Annotated in this window: 18 protein-coding genes, 1 tRNA gene and 1 pseudogene; 11 read left to right on the top strand and 9 right to left on the bottom strand. The window is 36.4% G+C overall.

The features are described 5' to 3' along the window. Positions 1-80: 80 nt before the first annotated feature. Complete coding sequence (locus tag MKX52_RS05815) at positions 81-500, bottom strand: GNAT family N-acetyltransferase (RefSeq protein ID WP_342491650.1); 420 nt, start codon at positions 498-500, stop codon at positions 81-83. Between the two features lie 78 nt (positions 501-578). Beyond that, positions 579-896, bottom strand: coding sequence for a hypothetical protein (locus MKX52_RS05810; RefSeq protein ID WP_342491649.1), 318 nt, complete (start codon positions 894-896; stop codon positions 579-581). A 25-nt stretch (positions 897-921) separates the two neighbouring features. Here MKX52_RS05810 and MKX52_RS05805 point away from each other — a divergent pair. Continuing rightward, positions 922-1178: pseudogene (locus tag MKX52_RS05805) on the top strand (dihydrolipoyl dehydrogenase); the annotation flags it as partial. A 108-nt stretch (positions 1179-1286) separates the two neighbouring features. Here the strand turns inward: MKX52_RS05805 and MKX52_RS05800 are convergent. Then, entirely contained in the window at positions 1287-2441 is a 1155-nt protein-coding gene (locus MKX52_RS05800; RefSeq protein WP_342491648.1) for an MFS transporter, read from the bottom strand. 127 nt (positions 2442-2568) lie between these two features. On the opposite strand from MKX52_RS05800, the gene MKX52_RS05795 reads away from it, so the two are divergent. The 4 genes from MKX52_RS05795 to MKX52_RS05780 all read left to right on the top strand — a co-directional run bounded on the left by MKX52_RS05795 (position 2569) and on the right by MKX52_RS05780 (position 5739). Next, entirely contained in the window at positions 2569-3465 is an 897-nt protein-coding gene (locus MKX52_RS05795) for a LysR family transcriptional regulator (protein WP_342491647.1), read from the top strand. A 9-nt stretch (positions 3466-3474) separates the two neighbouring features. Next, on the top strand, positions 3475-4038 hold the full coding sequence (locus tag MKX52_RS05790; protein ID WP_012009628.1) for a GNAT family protein: 564 nt from the start codon (positions 3475-3477) through the stop codon (positions 4036-4038). A 103-nt stretch (positions 4039-4141) separates the two neighbouring features. After that, a complete protein-coding gene (locus MKX52_RS05785) occupies positions 4142-4840 on the top strand; it encodes an amino acid racemase (RefSeq protein WP_088003169.1) in 699 nt (232 codons plus the stop codon). Positions 4841-4863: 23 nt separating this feature from the next. After that, a complete protein-coding gene (locus MKX52_RS05780; RefSeq protein ID WP_012009626.1) occupies positions 4864-5739 on the top strand; it encodes a LysR family transcriptional regulator in 876 nt (291 codons plus the stop codon). 41 nt (positions 5740-5780) lie between these two features. Here MKX52_RS05780 and MKX52_RS05775 read toward each other — a convergent pair whose 3' ends face one another. The 5 genes from MKX52_RS05775 to MKX52_RS05755 all read right to left on the bottom strand — a co-directional run bounded on the left by MKX52_RS05775 (position 5781) and on the right by MKX52_RS05755 (position 10387). Next, a complete protein-coding gene (locus MKX52_RS05775) occupies positions 5781-6608 on the bottom strand; it encodes an SMI1/KNR4 family protein (RefSeq protein ID WP_342491646.1) in 828 nt (275 codons plus the stop codon). A 109-nt stretch (positions 6609-6717) separates the two neighbouring features. Further along, complete coding sequence (locus MKX52_RS05770) at positions 6718-6891, bottom strand: hypothetical protein (protein WP_012009624.1); 174 nt, start codon at positions 6889-6891, stop codon at positions 6718-6720. Then, complete coding sequence (locus MKX52_RS05765) at positions 6881-7999, bottom strand: tetratricopeptide repeat protein (RefSeq protein WP_012009623.1); 1119 nt, start codon at positions 7997-7999, stop codon at positions 6881-6883. Before MKX52_RS05765 ends, MKX52_RS05770 begins: the two co-directional genes overlap by 11 nt. Positions 8000-8205: 206 nt before the next feature. Beyond that, a complete protein-coding gene (gene catA / locus MKX52_RS05760; protein ID WP_342491645.1) occupies positions 8206-8868 on the bottom strand; it encodes a type A chloramphenicol O-acetyltransferase in 663 nt (220 codons plus the stop codon). A gap of 604 nt (positions 8869-9472) precedes the next feature. Next, positions 9473-10387 (bottom strand): LysR family transcriptional regulator, encoded by a 915-nt coding sequence (locus MKX52_RS05755; protein ID WP_342491644.1) that lies wholly within the window; start codon positions 10385-10387, stop codon positions 9473-9475. 288 nt (positions 10388-10675) lie between these two features. Here MKX52_RS05755 and MKX52_RS05750 point away from each other — a divergent pair, with 288 nt between their 5' ends. From MKX52_RS05750 to MKX52_RS05725, 6 genes are all read left to right on the top strand, one after another. Next, the gene (locus tag MKX52_RS05750) at positions 10676-11473 is read left to right on the top strand and encodes a dihydrodipicolinate synthase family protein (RefSeq protein WP_251183676.1); all 798 of its coding nucleotides are present in this window, start codon (positions 10676-10678) and stop codon (positions 11471-11473) included. 87 nt (positions 11474-11560) lie between these two features. Further along, positions 11561-12784, top strand: a complete 1224-nt coding sequence (locus MKX52_RS05745; protein WP_251183677.1) for an MFS transporter — start codon at positions 11561-11563, stop codon at positions 12782-12784. Between the two features lie 523 nt (positions 12785-13307). Then, on the top strand, positions 13308-13496 hold the full coding sequence (locus MKX52_RS05740) for a hypothetical protein (RefSeq protein WP_342491643.1): 189 nt from the start codon (positions 13308-13310) through the stop codon (positions 13494-13496). 623 nt (positions 13497-14119) lie between these two features. Next, positions 14120-14515: a hypothetical protein gene (locus tag MKX52_RS05735; RefSeq protein WP_342491642.1), complete on the top strand. Its 396-nt coding sequence runs from the start codon at positions 14120-14122 to the stop codon at positions 14513-14515. 891 nt (positions 14516-15406) lie between these two features. Then, on the top strand, positions 15407-15853 hold the full coding sequence (locus MKX52_RS05730; RefSeq protein WP_012009617.1) for a MarR family transcriptional regulator: 447 nt from the start codon (positions 15407-15409) through the stop codon (positions 15851-15853). Positions 15854-15885: 32 nt separating this feature from the next. Beyond that, entirely contained in the window at positions 15886-16830 is a 945-nt protein-coding gene (locus tag MKX52_RS05725) for an acetyl-CoA carboxylase carboxyltransferase subunit alpha (RefSeq protein ID WP_342491641.1), read from the top strand. Between the two features lie 262 nt (positions 16831-17092). Here the strand turns inward: MKX52_RS05725 and MKX52_RS05720 are convergent. Further along, positions 17093-17165: transfer RNA gene (locus tag MKX52_RS05720), tRNA-Val, on the bottom strand. Between the last annotated feature and the right edge of the window lie 101 nt (positions 17166-17266).

The raw sequence follows: 17266 nt of genomic DNA, 5'->3' as shown, positions 1-17266 counted from the left end.
TTTATAAGCCGTTCGACACCGAAAAGAAACCGCAAAAAGACCCTATAGAGGGCCGAGTAAATGAGAAGATAAAATGACTTCTATTCATAAATAAGCACCCAGTATTTCTCACCAGGTTCTCCTTCTTCTACAACAGCCTTCCAGCCTCTTTTTTGATAAAAAGATAAAGCTTTGTGATTTTCTGAGACACATTTGAGGGTGATTGGCGTTCCCAAAACTTTTATAGCTTGTTTGAGTAGAAGATCTCCAGCCCCTTGCCCAGCAGCTTCTGGATGCACAAACAAGAGATGAATAAAACGATCAGGTACATAGAGCGAGATGAATCCGAGGATTTTGTTGTTTTCCTCAGCTAAGAAAATTTGCTCTTCCTGCGTATCCTGATCAAAGTCTTGCAAATTGATTTCTTCTGTACGAAGCCAGTGAAAGCTCTGACGACGGGATTCTAAATAGATTTGTCTTAATTGTGGATAATCTTCTATGCTTGCTTCTCTAATCAACATCGCAACATCTCCTATGTATTTAGAATGTGTTTTGCCTGTGTTCTACCTGCCAATAACAATTGATCACTGAACTGCAAATCATTGACCGCTCGTGCAAGGGCAACTGCTTACTAGTCCGTAACTCTTAGAGAGATCTATGTTTCCTGCATCAGCTATAAACATCATAAATCGTTTCAATTCATCTGTATAGGCTTTTCGTACCTCTTGCGATATTTGAGAAATCTCCCCTGCGAGCGCAGGCAGTATACAGCCGACCTCAGCCTGATCACGGTGAACGGAACTTAAATAGAATTCAATGATCGTCTGAATGCGAGGCTGGTCTGCTTTCTTGTCTGCAACACTTTGCAGCAGCTTGATCGTATCATTAATAGCAAAATGAAAAGTCTCTATGACCAACTGATCCTTGTTCTTAAAGTGAACACTTGCATTAAAAGAATCAGAAGAATTTGTGAAGATTGTAGCCATGCCGAATCTGGCCTTATTTTAATAGCACAAATCGTAGGTGCAGAAGCTTCTACTCTTATATCAGAACTTTCTCTCTCTATAGAAATTGGTGCAACAGTCGAAGATTTAGCAATGACGATTCATCCTCACCCAACATTAGGTGAAATAATCATGGAAGCTGCAGAAATGGCTACCCGTAAAGTTGAAAAATACCTTGCACGATTTTTGGTTTAAGTGTCGTTTCTAAAATTGAGCAAAAAAATCGCCATAGCCTATTTATTTAGGAATAGGCTATGGCGATTTCAAATGAGTATTGATATTAAAACGTCGGTCAATTGATCGTTAATTGGATCCTACTTCGCTCTTTTTACCGAGATTCATAGATAGCTGAACGCTAATCATCAGTATGACGATGACAAGCATTGCCACAATAGAAGCATAAAAATGTCCACTTAGATCGAAAACTAAGCCAATGATAAACGGACCGAATCCTCCCATGATATATCCGCCCATCTGCGACATGGCGGACCAAGTTCCGGCTTCCTCTGGAGTATCTGTCTCTATAATCGGTAGCATAAGCGCTAAAGGAAATAACCCTCCGGCACCCATACCTAGGAAAATGACAGCTGGCAAGATCGGCATCGGCAGAAGAAGTAAGATAAGACCAATCAGCTCAGACAGACTGCATAAGATGAGAAATAATTTCGGTTTTCCTAATCGAGTAACGACCGCTGGAACGAGAAGTGCCACCGGAATCTGAATGAGTGTAAATATGGTCAGCAGCATAGCAGCATGTTGCGGACTGTTTCCGAAACTAAGAGCAATCGGTGAAATCCATGCCGTCAAAGAATAAAACATGCTAGACATAAAGCCAAAAAACAAGGTGAATTGTATCGCCTTTTTGTTTCGCAGTGGCAATTTTAGTGGCAAGGTAACAAGGTCACTCTGCTCATTTTTGCGAGCAATACCTACCCAGAGAATAAGCGCGATCACCCCTAGAATAGCCCAGCAGGACAATGCAAACGGAAGATGGTGACTGCGTAGATAAATTGGAATAGTGAAGCCGGAAGCAAGTGCTGCACCTATTGTCATCGAAATCGAATAAACACTGACGATACCAGGATTTCTCGGGAAATACTTTTTAATAAAACTAGACAATAATGGGCCAGCGAAGCTAATCCCTACCCCTCCTGCAAATGCAGTCATGAGCAGGATAGCGACCGATTGGCTTGTACCCCGTAGCGCTGTGGCGATCGTTATGAGAAGAATCGAGAAAAAAAGCGTTCTCTCTAAACCAAATCGCCGGCTGAGTGTCGTCGCAACAGGAGCAAATACCCCCATACAAAGGACAGGCAAAGTGGTTAAAAGACTTCCTGTCAGTGCGTTCACACCAAGCTCTGATTGGATCATACTCATCATAGAAGCCACGGACGTAATGATTGGGCGCAAGTTTAATGCAGCTGAAAATAAAGCGGTTAAGTAAAATATTTTTTTCATCAATGCACTTCTTCCTCTCTCAACTTGTTGAAGTTACTTTGAGTATAAATCCGCCGCTTTCATTGATCAATACAATAATTCGTATTATGATGATAGTAAAAAACTATTGTTAATGGAAGGATGACAAATGGATACTCGGCATATTACATATTTCATGGCTGTATTCGATCATTTACATTTCACAAAAGCTGCAGAGCAATTAGGAATATCACAGCCTACATTAAGCCAGCAGATTCGGCTGCTTGAAGCAGAAGTTGGGATGCCGCTCTTTGACCGAATCGGCAAAAAAGTCGTCTCAACCGAAGCGGGTTCTCTGCTATATCAATATGGGATGAAAATGCTTCAAGCTGAAAGAGATGCAAAAAATGCGATGAAAGAACTATTATCTGAAAAACGGGGAAACGTTCGACTTGCAGTTCTCCCCTCCGATCTTGACTTCCAGCTTGTTCCGCTTTTTGTAGAATTTAAAACACTTTACCCTGAAACCAATCTGAAAGCATATTCAACGATCTTCGTTCGTGAAGAAGTCCTGTCGCATAAGGTGGATCTCGGCATCGGGCTACGAGGACCTGCGGATAAGCGTCTCATTCAAATTCCACTTGGGAGTGAGCCCTACGAATTATTTGCTCATTCAGAAAGTGAATTAGCCCAAAAAAGTGAAGTGACATTGGAAGAGCTGACGGAGCATGCTTTGGTCATGTATCCGAAGGGATATCTAGGAAGAGATTTAGTAGAAGACGTATGTAAAGAACAGGGTGTTGAACTGGACACTGTTATGGAAGTTGGGTCCGCATCTTCATTATTGCAGCTGGTTGAAGCCGGCATCGGTGCAACCATTCAGCCGCGAGGATTGCTGCAACAACAGGCGACGTGGCCAAATATTGTGTCGATTCCTATTGCTGATCCGGCACCTGTTCGTCACTTGGAATTAACTTATTATACAGATCGATTTGTTAGCAAAGCACAGCAGCAGCTATCTGAATGGCTAATAGACTTTTTTAAATCAAAAACAAATGAAAAATGAGGGTGAAATATGAAGAATGCAAACAACGTATTTACAAGAACAAACCGGATAGTGATTCGCCAATTTGAACTACAAGATATTGAAGCATTTTATCAGTATCGAGCAAACCCCTCTATTGCAACATATCAATCTTGGGAAAACTATACGTACGAACAAGCTGAATCATTTGTTCAGCAACAAATGACGCAAACACCTGATCAACCAGGGACATGGTTTCAATACGCCATTGCCTTATCTAAATCCAATCAGCTGGTAGGAGATTGCGTCATTCATACTCTTGACAGTGAGCCTAGAATTGTTGAAATCGGATTTACACTCGCACCTGAATTTCAAGGAAAGGGCTATATTCACGAAGCCTTGAGTTCATTGATCGAATATATTTTCACTACACTGAACAAGCATAAAATCATTGCCTTTACTGATGTGCGCAATGAAAAATCTATTCGAGTGCTGGAACGTTTAGACATGAGACGCGAAGGACATTTGCTTCAAAATTATATGTCGAAGGGACATTGGGTCGACGAATATCAATATGCAATTCTTCAATCAGAGTGGGCCGCTAAGCGCCATTAAAAGACGCTTTTGATCAACCTTCTATATACAGATAGAACTTTTCTATAACGCTCACCATGCTTTCTTTTTTTATAATAGAAAAAAAAGAAATGTGGTGGCTTATATGTCTACAACGATTGGAATCATGGGCGGAATGGGCCCTTTAGCAACGATTGATCTGATGAAAAAAATCATTTCTCATACTCCAGCGATAAAAGATCAGGATCATCTTCATGTGATTGCAGATAATTATCCGCAAATCCCTGATAGAACCAATGCCATATTTGGGAAAGGCGAAGATCCTACAGAATATATGATTGCATCAGCTAAAAGATTAGAACGCGCAGGAGCGGACTTTATTCTGATTGCATGCAATACCGCTCACTTCTTTTTAGAAAACGTACAACAATCCACTCATATCCCTATTATGAATATGCCATTAGAAACCGCAAAGCACCTGAACAAACATCACTATACATCTGTGGGCTTACTATGTACTGATGGCACATTAAAAACCAAGCTCTACCAAAAGGCTTGTGCTCATCACAAGATTGACGTCATGACCCCAAGTGAAGAGCTTCAGAAAAATGTCATGAATGGGATATATGCAGTGAAAGCTGGGAAATTGAGTAAAGGCGAAAGTGAACTGGCATTAGCTTCAGAAATTTTAATCAATCAAGGAGCCGAAGCCATCATTGCCGGCTGTACAGAAATCCCTTTAGTTCTAAGATCAACCAAAGCTGTGAAAGTGATTGACCCAACTGTCATTTTGGCGAAAGAAGCTGTAAAATTAGTGTATGAGCTTGAAAAGCTAAACATTTAAAGAACGTCATATAAGGGGATAACATGAATATTGAGAATATAGAAGCGTTTATTTATGTATGCCAGCTAGGCAGTATCAATAAAGCTGCAGAAGCACTGTATTTAACTCAGCCTTCTGTTTCGGCACGTATTCAATCGTTAGAAAAGGAATTAGACCTGAAATTATTTGATAGACAGAGAAATAAACTATCTCTGACGGAAAAAGGTGAACAGTTTTACCCGCATGCCAAAAAGATTCTCCATTCTTATCAAGAAGCAAAGCATAGTCTCAAACAAACGATGATCCCTTATGAATTGACAATTGGATGCGCATCCTCTATATCCAATAATCTTTTGCCCAACATATTGCCAGCCCTAAAAGAAAAATACGAAAACCTGAAAGTGAAAATTGTAACAGGGCATTCAAAGGATGTTGTCCAAAAAGTGATTAACAACCAAGTAGACTTTGGCATTGTCAGGACTGAAACACATCCTCAAATTGAATCGATTCCTATTTTCAGCGATCCGATTGGGCTGTTCGTCCCAACTTATCATCCGCTTGCCAGCCTTGACAATATCAATATGAAAGAACTAGAAGAACAGCCTTTTATTTTCTTTGACTACGGGTCATTTGATTGGTTGATGCTTCACCGATTATTTCAAAAAAACAACATCACACCGAACATTTCCATTGAGGTTGATCATATGGAAACCGCAAAAAATTTAGTGCTACAAGGAATGGGGCTATCGTTTCTACCTCATCATTGTGTTAGAAATGAAGTAGAACAAGGAACATTAAAACAAATTTCAATCGATCCATCCATCCATTTCAATATCAATATCGAGTTCATTTATAAAAAAGGAAAATCAAAATCCGTTTTCATTGATCAACTCAAACAGTTTTTTCATGAATTAAATTAAAAAAGCCCTTTTCAGGGGCTTTTCTTTTTCTTCTTTCACTATCATTTTTTACCTGGATGAATGTCTTCTCCCAAAAAAGCGGTATTAGGTTCACCACTATTTTCTAGAAACTCCCCTATTTCTTTCAGCACTTGATTGATATGATCATTCCTTGGCATATTTGGATTTAATAAAAGGATGGAGTGAACAGTAGTAGCTGCTTCATACAAAACATGTTGATCGTTTATCTGTTGGATGCATTGTTTCATACGATTGAAAAACCATTCGATCTCTTCTGTTTCTTCCATCGGATAAAGTGACAATTTGAAAAGATTCTGCTGACGAAGATCCTGCCTCTCAAAAATGTGTTCAAGCTCTTCTTTACTGACATATAAATCAGAATCTTCCTCCTCAATCTCTACTACTTCAACCATCGCATCTTCAGCTGTATATAACTTCTCAATAAAATCATCGAAACTATCTGCCAGCTTAAAATCTACTTCCATCTCTAAATCAAAATAGTGAATAGGAGGATGTTCCTTCGTTTCTCGATAATCCATTGCGATCCATGTATCTTCTTCTCCGCTGATGATCACAAGTCCCTCAGGCAGCTCCAATTCATCACTTAACTGAGCGCTATTCATAATCCCATCATCTTTGGCGATTCCTCTTAGATGGTCGAATTGAACATGATCCTCTGCCCATGAATTCGGCCGTTCGGTTGGAAAAGCATTACGAACTGTAAAACCACCATTCCATTCTAAAATGAGTTTTTTGTATGTATCAGGTAAAGTGACACCAAGTGTTTCCTCTGCTTCACGAATTTGTTCCTCTTCTATCTTTTTTAACGTAAAAGGACTCTCTTCTTCTTTCTCCCAAAATGATTTCAAAGTGGGTGCCTCCTCGTATCTATTGAGATAAGTATAACATTGACCAACGATTCATTTGTTCATTCTACTTCATAAAAAAACAGACTCTTAAAGTCTGTTTTAATCTTGTCTATACGTTTTCAGAGGTTGTATTTCGATCAATCATAGTCGTGTTTCGATTTGATTTTTGTTCCTCCATTGTTGTATTCCGAATTGATTTTGTTTCAATGATTTTTAAAGTTTCTGCGGTTGAAACACTTAACAATACAATGGATAAAATGATTAGTAATTTTTTAATAATCATACAGACACTCTCCTTTTTGAATATCATTTTGAGCCTTAAGAGCCTTTCTGTAATATTCGGCAGCTTTTTCAAAGTCCCCTTTTTTTTCATAAAATAACCCGACACTTTGAGCAAATGCTTCCACATAGACATGTAGTTTCTTTTCTTCAAAAATATCAAACACTTCTTTCAAAGCCTGTTCATCAGTATCCATATAAATAGCTTTTAATGCTTTAAATAGCAAGACACTTAGCGAATCATTTACCTTTGAGGAATATATTAGTCCTTCTTCAACGAGCAGATCCGCTTCATCAGTTTGATTAGACTTGTACAGCGACCAACACAAACTAAATAGAGTGATTGGCTTTATGTCACTTTTTTCCGAAGAAATGATATCTAACACTTCTTTATAATGCTTTATTGCCTCTGTATACCTTGATTGCCTATCATATGTATTACCAATATTTAATAATGTTTTTGCTACTAAACGTTGATCGTTTGCGCCCACAGCAATTGAATAAGCAGTCTTTAAATGTTGCAACGACTTTTCATATCTCATGAAATCATCATAATTTCCTGCTATGACAATTAGACTTTGAATTTGACGAACTCTATACTGTTCATGTTCTTTATAAATATCTAGTGCCTTTATGATGTGATGCATAGAAACATGAGTTTGTTTCATAATATAGTAGGCTTCAGCCACCTTGAAGTGAAACTCCGCTTGCTCAATATCATCGACAACCAGTGCAAGCTGCCTCTCAGCGATCTTGTAATATTGAATAGCCTGTACATATTCTTTCTTACTAAATTCATGCATTCCCTTAAAAAAAGCATTGTAATATTGCAACATACCGGAAAGTTGATGATTAGAATTCTCAATTTTATCAACCAAATCAGAAACAGAAGGCGATCGTTTTTCTGATGGTTTGATATAATCAAGCATAAGCTGGTGACGAAAGCACATCAATTGATAATAAATGAGTAAATCCTGATCTTCTTCCATCCGTTCAATTTCTTGTTCTACCTCAGCTTTCAAAATCTCTGCATCAGGTACACTGAATTGTCGAATCATTTTATACCATTCATTGATTTTCACACCTACATGTGAAGAAAGAACTTTCTCCATCCCTTATTCCCCTTCCACTGAGCTCCCTTATATGACATTTATTATCACATACAAGAATTTACAAAGCACCGAAAAGAAACCGCAAAAAGAACAAATATAGCCTCAGTAAACCTTTGGAACATTTTCATTCTCATCACAAAACAAAAAGGCAGACTCATTTCAGTCTGCCTTCATCTTCTAGATTTCCATGAGCATACCTTTTGTCTTCAGGTAATTGGCATTGAATCATTTAACCACTCGTCACAATGTTCAATAAGCCACCTCAAATATTCCACATATTGACCAACGTGATAGCCATCACAAACAGCATGGTGTACTTGAATCGCAACGGGCAAAATGATTTTCCCTTCTTCCACTTTAAATTTACCTATCGTAAATATTGGCAGTAAATAAGCTTCACCTGTAGATACATTAAGGTTAAAAGAAGTAAAATCTATCCACGGTAGACTTGAAATATTGAACATGTTTTCTGGCATATGAGATTTCGGAAACAGCTTGCTGCTTTTGCTAAATGTTTCAATGTCGGCTACACAGCTTTTATAAAACTGAGCAAAGTTTTCATCATAAGGCGTCCAAATACTTGAAAACGTCTTTGTTTCTTTATTTAGAATCGTATAACTAGGATGGAGAATTTCCCAGTAACCCAGTTCATCGTTCACTTGATCCATCCGAAATTCAGGAATTTGCTGCACAGCTCTTGCTAACAAATAAATTTGCACAGGATATACTTTTAGCTTTTTTTCTTTTAATCTTGCATGCAATTTCGTGATGTCGAGATTGATCACCAGGCTATATGAGCATCGGGTTAACGTCATATAATGATGAAAGTGCTCTTTTCGCGGGTAATTTTCGTCTATTTGTTTAAACATTTTTATCTCCTCCTGAATGTGATTTCTTGTATTCAGGAGGAAACTTTATCTGTTTTCACCACCACAATCATCCTTTCGATCTTTGCCTACGATAAAGACTGCAACAACTCTTCGTAAGTTATCTTGCCCAACGTGAATTTTTCTAGTGCTATATATGTATTCTCCGCTGAGGTATTCATTCTATTATGACAATCATGCACTAGCTCATGTTCATTTGGTAATGGTTCATGTATATGTTCTTTTTTTCGACATGCTTCATAGTATCTTATACTAATTCTCTGGGACATCGCATTGATGTGAATTCCATCCGGGTTAGGTATAGTAACATAATAACAATTTTCATGATGATGTGCATATTTTTGTAGTTCCTCATTGATCAGTGGATATTCCACACATCCTGCGCCAAATGCTGCCTTTCCCAAGAAATCGCCCAAACCACCTATCATAAGCGGAATGTTAGGGACAGATCATTCAGTTCTTATTTCATGAAATAATCTTTGTATTTTTTCATCGTCAAAAATGTATTTATCTGAACGTTATCAGTTTACCCTTGCGCTGTGATTTCTAGAATTTCAATCATCTCTTGAAATTCCCTTAAAATCTATTACTTCTTTCTCGACTCATAAACATAATTCAAACCAAAAGCAATCTCTTTTAATATATCAATGAAAATGTGAATGGCCGCTCCTAGGTGTTTGTCTTTCCTATAAACGATCCCTACACTTCTAATAAGATTAGCATTATTTATAGGAATAATCTTTAATCGAGGTTCGTTTAGATATTCAAGATAAGGAGTTGGTAAGACCGTTATCCCTATGCCATCTACCACCATATTAATTAATGACTGCATAGTTGTTACTTCAAAAATAGGGTCGGGTAGAAAACCAATATCTTTACAACTTTTGTTGATTAACTGTCTGATATAAAATTGCTCAGGAAACAAAATTGAAGCGGTTTCTTCTAATACTTCTAACCCCAACTTTTCACTTTGTGCCAGGGGATGTTTAACAGGTACTGCAAAAGCCATATCTTCCATGTATAAAGAGATTGTTTCAAATTCATCCCCTTTCATTGGTAAAAAGACAATTCCTAAGTCCACTCTATTTTCTATTAAGTGTTTTTGAATATCCCCAGTACGCAGACCTAGTACAGAAATTTTAACAGCTGGGTATTGCTGATGAAATTTAAATAGTGCCGGTGGAATAAGATAGTTCTCGACTGTTAGTAATGTCCCAATTGAGATCGATCCTCTTTGAAGTCCATTCAATTCATTGATCGATATTTTTGCTTGTTCAATTTCGTGAAAAATATTGCGAGTATATTTTAATAGGAGTTTTCCTGATTCAGTAAGAGTCGTTTTCTTACCAATACGGTCAAACAAAGGTGTTCCAATTTCATGCTCTAAAAGTTTGATTTGCTGGCTTAAAGATGGTTGAGATATTCCAACCTTTTCTGCAGCTTTTGTAAAATGCAGTTCTTGACACATTGTATAGAAATACTCTAATTGCTTTAATTCCATTCTTCCGACTCCTAAATAGAAATTTTCACAAGTACAAACTTTATGATTTTTAAATATTAACATCTAATATACATTATTATACAAATAAAACCATAGGTACAAACTATAGTTATTATATAAATAATTGAATTGTTCTATAAAAATAAGTGTCCTAGACTATTACATGAAGGCTAGACTTACATGCATAAAGAATTCCTTCAAACCGTGTAAAGGAGGTCAGTCAATATAACGAGAACAAGTAACATTTTTTAGAAAGTATAAAAATTTTAATGTAGGAGGTTAAAACAAGTGAAGAATTTAAATGTCGCGATTCCAACCCCCTTTCATGAAGATGAAAGTCTGTACTTGGATGGATTTAAACCAATCGTTGAATATTTAGCTGAAAATGGTATTGATTCACTACTCGTATCTGCAACTACAGGTGAACAAAATTCAATGAGTATTGAAGAAAGGATACAAATTATTGATTTTTTTAATCAGCAGGACTTTAAACATGTTGAACTCATGTTTGGTGTATCAGCTACAACGACAAAAAATGCAATAAAATTGATTGAACGTCTTGAGGATTCAGTTTTCGACTCGATTCTCATTCAATTTCCTCCTTATATCCTACCAACTCAGGAACAAGCGATGTCTTACATGAATGAATTGTTAGAGCAAACCACAAAACATGTTGTTCTTTATAATAATCCTTTGCGCACGGGGTTTGAATTAAGTGCTGACTCATTTCACACTCTTATGAATCAAAAACACTCTAATTTGGTTGGGATGAAAGAAGAGAGTGATGTTAGACGCCTAAAAAATACAACTTTACCAGATGACTTTATCATGTTCGCTGGAGGGGACGTAAACCTCACTGAAAAAATATTAAACGGATGTAACGGACTTTCTAGTATGGTAGGAAATGTTTATCCAAAAGAGATTCAAACATTTTTTAGTGACTTAGTTGCAAATAAGCCTGTGAATCTTCAAAAAATAAATCAATTAATCGATGAGGTGACACGTGGACACGCGATTGTCAATATTAAAAACCATTACAATACTTTAGGCATAAAGGTAGGTAGGTGTCGTTCTCCCATTCGATAATTATTAATTCATTGCAAGCAGGTTCGAATCATTTAATCCAGCTTGCCCCAATTCGTTATTTAAGATTTGGAGGGGTCTATAGCTGCCATGAGTATTCCACTAACGGAGCAAAAGAAAAGATCGAGTATGCAGACAAATAAAAAGATATTAACTGTTGTTGGTGTTATTCTAATTGCAGCAAATCTTAGGGCCCCAATTACAGCAGTCGGTCCAGTATTGTCTTCCATTCGTGATCACCTTGATATATCTAACACATTAGCTGGTACAATTCCTACAGCCATTTTATTCACATTTGCATTGTTTTCTCCTCTTGCCCCCAAGATCACTCGCCGTTTCAGCATGGAATTAACACTGTTTATGTCGATAGCATTATTATTAGTTGGAATAGGAATACGTTCTTTTGGTAGAGTGGACACGTTATTTTTAGGAACCGTCATAATCGGTTCTTCAATCGCAATTTGTAATGTTTTACTACCGAGCTTCATTAAACATCATTTTGCAACAAAATTAGGTTTGATGACAGGCCTATATGCTGTTTCTATGAATTTATTTGGCGCTATTGGTTCAGGGATTAGCGCTCCCATTTCTTCATCATTAGGTTTCGGATGGTCTGGTTCCCTAGGTTGCTGGGGAATCTTAACTCTTCTTACCATGATATTTTGGGTACCAAATCTAATGAACAACCAAGAATCTCTAGATTTTTTTCGAAAAGAAAATAAGAAAAGACCTATCAGCCTTTGGCGTTCTAAGCTAGCGTGGAATGTTACATTGTTTATGGGGTCTCAGTCCTTTGTATTTTTCACAGTCATTTCATGGATTCCTGAAATTCTTGAAACTAAAGGGCTAAATGCTAATGAAGGTGGATGGATGCTATCATTGATGCAACTTTCAATGCTTCCTGTTACATTTATTGTACCTATTTTAGCTGGACGTTTTAGTAAACAACAGATATTAGTATGGATTTCATTTCTATTGCTTGTTGTTGGCTTAATGGGCATTTTATTTGGCGTGTCATTCCTTATACCTCTGTGGATGATAATGATTGGGATTGGCATTGGAATGGCCTTTAGCTTAGCCATGATGTTTTTTAGTTTACGCACCAAAAATACACAAGAAGCAGCAGAATTATCTGGTATGGCACAGTCTTTAGGCTATCTATTAGCAGCGATAGGGCCTATTTTATTCGGCTGGTTACATGACATGACTTATCATTGGACTGTTCCTCTGTTCATGCTAATCTTCATTTCAGTCATAATTTTAATTACTGGTGTAAATTCTGGTAAGAACGTATATGTTACTTCTACTAAATAAATAGCAACATTCATTAGAATTTTTAAGACACATACATCGTAAAGGTTTTTGAGTTTGTAACTTCTTCCCCAATTCGCCCCTTTTCAAAAAAATAAAACAAATATCTGTTGTCAAAAAACCCTTGCTTAGCAAGGGTTTTAATGATGATTTCGGCTAAACTCGATCCTGCAACCTCTCCCCTGTCAAGGACCGTTCACCCCCTATAACAAATAACCTATTTACTTCATTTATTTACAAATGATAACATTCATTAGAGATGGAGAACCAATATGCATACATATTCATTATGAAAAAAACTTTCAAAAGGTTTAATAATATCCACGGTTTCAGGAACTTTTTTTTATTCACACCTTCTGCAGAAGCAAAATTCGGAACCATTCTAATCACTCTTGAACACTATACAGGCGCTCTTAAAGTGAATGGAAGTGAAAATGTAGCATGGTTGGTTGCTAGAACCATCATGTTGTTCTTTTTTAAAATGAACTAAAACACAATGCTGAAACAATAAGGAGGTACTTGATTAGTGACACAGGAAAATAAGGCATCAAAAAGTTTGTTAATTACTTTACCCGCCGCTATTATCGCTATTGTATTGATTTTAGGGAAAATTGATACACCTGTAACAAACATTTTATTTTATGTAGTAGCTTTTGGTGTAATTGGTTTAACTGTTTCAAGCTTAATAAAAGACTACAAAAAAAAGAAAAATTGATGACTTTCGAAGGTGTAGCTATGAAAAACAGGATAATGAGTCCTTCAATAGCAGAAATAAGGTTACCAAAATACGGTTTTATGATCTTAACCACACTATGAAACTATTGTATTGTTAAATGGCTCACCTGTCGTATCTTAAATTGACCACACTGAAAAAATACAGTGTGGTTTTTCATTTCACTAATGTTTTCTTTTGTTTTAGAAATACAACAAAAGCCACTCTTGACTATCTCAAGAATGGCTCTGTATCAACATCTTTTCATACGATTCCGTCTGGGTTCGACCCAGCGATCTCTCCCCGTCAAGGTGAATGACCTTATCCGAAACTTCCAGATGTTCTCTTGAAAATTTAATAAGATTCTATGCTAAGCCTTTCTAATAAAAAATGTGCACTTCTGAAGAAAACTGAAAGTTGCAAAACAAAAAATTGAACAACCTATTTTAAAGGAAGAATTTAATTGTTTTTCTAAACTAATCTCTCCCATCTTAGGGAATGAAATATAAATTCTTTATGATATAATTCAATATCAGTTTAAAAAAGCCTTTGTTGAACTTTAACAAACGATCCGGATTACGTCACAAGAAGCTTTTATAAAACGTATTTTTAGGAGGTTAACATTAGTGAACAGCTCCCCCAATGAATTGAAACTTACCATTCCAACAGGATGTGACAATGCTCCCAGGAAGCAAATAATCATTGATTTTACAGTAGCTATATTAACACGGCAGAATGAAGTAATTAATGAATATGCGGATGAATCTATTATATGGTTTCAGTTAAAGGATAATACAAAGCTTGAAGGACGAAATGCCTTAATCTCCACTTTGTACAAAGAGGACAGAGAAATCGTTAGCGCCCTTGAAATTTACCAAGTAATCACACACGGAAAATTTGCTTCAATAAATGGTGTAATGTTATTAGCGAATGGTTTAAAAATTGATTTCTGCGATGTCTATGTTTTTAGTAGTGCTGCAAAATCTGGAAAGATAAAGGAAATCAAATCATATAGGATTTAAACGGTACTGGTCCATTTATTAAATGACTCAAAAGGCGTTGCGTACAAATTTGATACGTTTTTCAGATATAATAAGTGTAAAAACACCCTAACAAAAAGTAAGGGTGTTTTTTAGCGAGGTATTTATTATTTATAGTTTTTTTGTCCTCCATAAGTAACTCCATTAGACCCAGACATATTACAAACACTTCGGCATGGCCAGAGTTGATAACATCCTCCAAATTTAAAGCCCAAAATGGTGTCTACATAAATCCTTGTTATGTATGTTTTTAATTGGTGCTATTTAATAATATGTTAGCAATTTTACTTCTTCGATGTGACTAATTAACAAAACAAAAAAACCCTTGCTAGGCAAAGGTTTGAACGATGATTCTCACTGGGTTCGAACCAGTGATCTCTCCCCGTCAAGGTGAATGACCTTCTCCGAAACTTCCAGATGTTTTCTTAAAAAGACTGATTTAATAAGATTCTATGATGAGCCCTTCCGATAAAAAATGTGCATTTCCGAATAAGACTGAAAGGGTTCGTCCCCATAAAAAAACAGACCCTGCATGGTCTGTTTTAATTTTGCCTATACGTTTTGAGTTGTGTTTCTAATATCTTTTGATCAGCAGCCGTAGTCTTCAAATCGACCTTGTTTCCCATACTCATCTGCATATACTATTTAGCATGCTTCAGCATAAGCGAAACGCTGTTTCTGCTCTAAATACTGAAAGACCTAGGGCAACTGCTTCTCATTTAAATTAATAAAATAAATCGGTTTATACCATTTTAACAAGTAGAAATATCTCATCCTTATTTTAATATTGGCTTACGTTAAACTTGTGAAAAAAACAAATTCATGTATAATACAATTGATGTATGGTACATGAATTGTAGGAGGGTAACCTTTTTGAAAAGAGAAGATGCCTTAAAACTAAGATCAGATATTAAGAAAATGATTATAACAACTGGAGTTTTTGAATCTCAAAATTTGCCCAATGGACCATTTGAAAAACCTCTACCAACTTCTCAAATGATGGCGTTAGAGGAACTAGAGGTGGAAAAATTAACTGTTTGGCAACTTTCCAATAAACTTAGATTAGAGACTTCAACTGTGAGTAGATTGGTAGATAAGTTAGTAAAAAAGGGGCTTGTTTATCGTGAAGTAAATGAAAAAAATAGAAGAGAACTTTTTCTGCACCTCACAGAAAAAGGTCACACAACTGTTCATAACTTAAGAGAGCAATCCATTACATTTTATCAAAATCTTCTCAATAACTTATCAGAATCAGAACAAAAAATAGTTGTGGATGGTTTTGAATTATTTATTGATTCTATTTCTAAGTCTTTTGATTAAAGTGAGGTAAATCATAACCTTTGGAGGTTAAAATGAGTTTGGATTTTGAACGTCCTATTATTGAACTAAAAGAGAAATTTGATGAATTAAAGAAAATGATGAAAGAACATAATGTAGATTTATCGTCAGAAATTCATTTATTAGAAAAACGTTTAAATAAAATGCAAGATGAAATTTATTCTAATATTACACCTTTTCAACGAGTTCAAATTGCAAGGCTACGTAACCGGCCCACGACATTGGATTATATACCTTTATTGTTTACAAACTTTTTCGAACTTCATGGTGATCGATTATATGGTGATGATCAAGCAATGATAGGTGGTATTGCAAAATTTAAAGGGATGCCCGTTACGGTTATTGGTCATCAAAGAGGTAGAAGTACAAAGGAAAATATAGAAAGAAATTTTGGAATGGCACATCCAGAAGGTTATAGAAAAGCGCTAAGACTTATGAAACAAGCTGATAAATTTAATCGCCCTATTATTACATTTATTGATACAATAGGCGCCTATCCAGGGAAAGGGTCTGAAGAACGTGGAATTTCTGAAGCGATAGCTCGCAATCTATTTGAAATGGCTACTCTTAAAGTGCCAATTGTTTGTATTGTAATTGGAGAGGCATCAAGTGGTGGAGCTCTTGGCATTAGTGTCGGTAACCATATCCATATGTTAGAGTATTCATGGTACTCGGTCATTTCGCCAGAAGGAGCAGCATCTATCCTATGGAAGGACGCTAAGTATGCTCCAGAAGCTGCTGAACATATGAAAATTTCAGCAATAGATTTAAAACATTTAGGAGTTATTGATGAAATCATTCCTGAAATTAGAGGTGGAGCACAAAATGATATAAAATCACAGGCAAAATTGATTGAATCTACAATCGAATCATCTCTAAAAAAATTGATACTATTATCCTCGGAAGAGCTTATACAACAGCGATATGAAAAGTATAGAAAAATAGGAAATTATAAATGAAAATATTTAAAGTCCGTATTGCATTTCGGAGGATTCTTACAAAAAAGTTCTAAATATTTTGTAAGTAACCTCTTAAACTGGATATGCTGATACTATTAAAAGATGTGTGATCGGTATGGAATAGGGATTTTTTGATCCTAAAAATACTGAGAAACAATCTAATGGATAAAGTTCGTCCCCAATTTGTCCCCAATCAAAAGAAACAGAACAAACATTTGTTACCGACAAACAAAAAACCCTTGCTAGGCAAGGGTTTAAACGATGATTCCGACTGGGCTCGAACCAGCGACCTCTACCCTGTCAAGGTAGCGCTCTCCCAGCTGAGCTACGGAATCGGGTTATGTATCAGTTCTGGGGTTTCTGTTACTGACAGTCTCTATTATATAACCTTCATGATCCATCGTCAATGGTTTTGTTCAAAAAAGGTCAAAAAGCC

The sequence above is a fragment of the Bacillus sp. FSL R5-0422 genome, from assembly GCF_038610765.1.
Classification (GTDB): Bacteria; Bacillota; Bacilli; order Bacillales; family Bacillaceae; genus Bacillus; species Bacillus pumilus_O.
The sequence above is the reverse complement of the archived record's forward strand: the minus strand, read 5'-3'. Positions and strand labels throughout refer to the sequence as shown.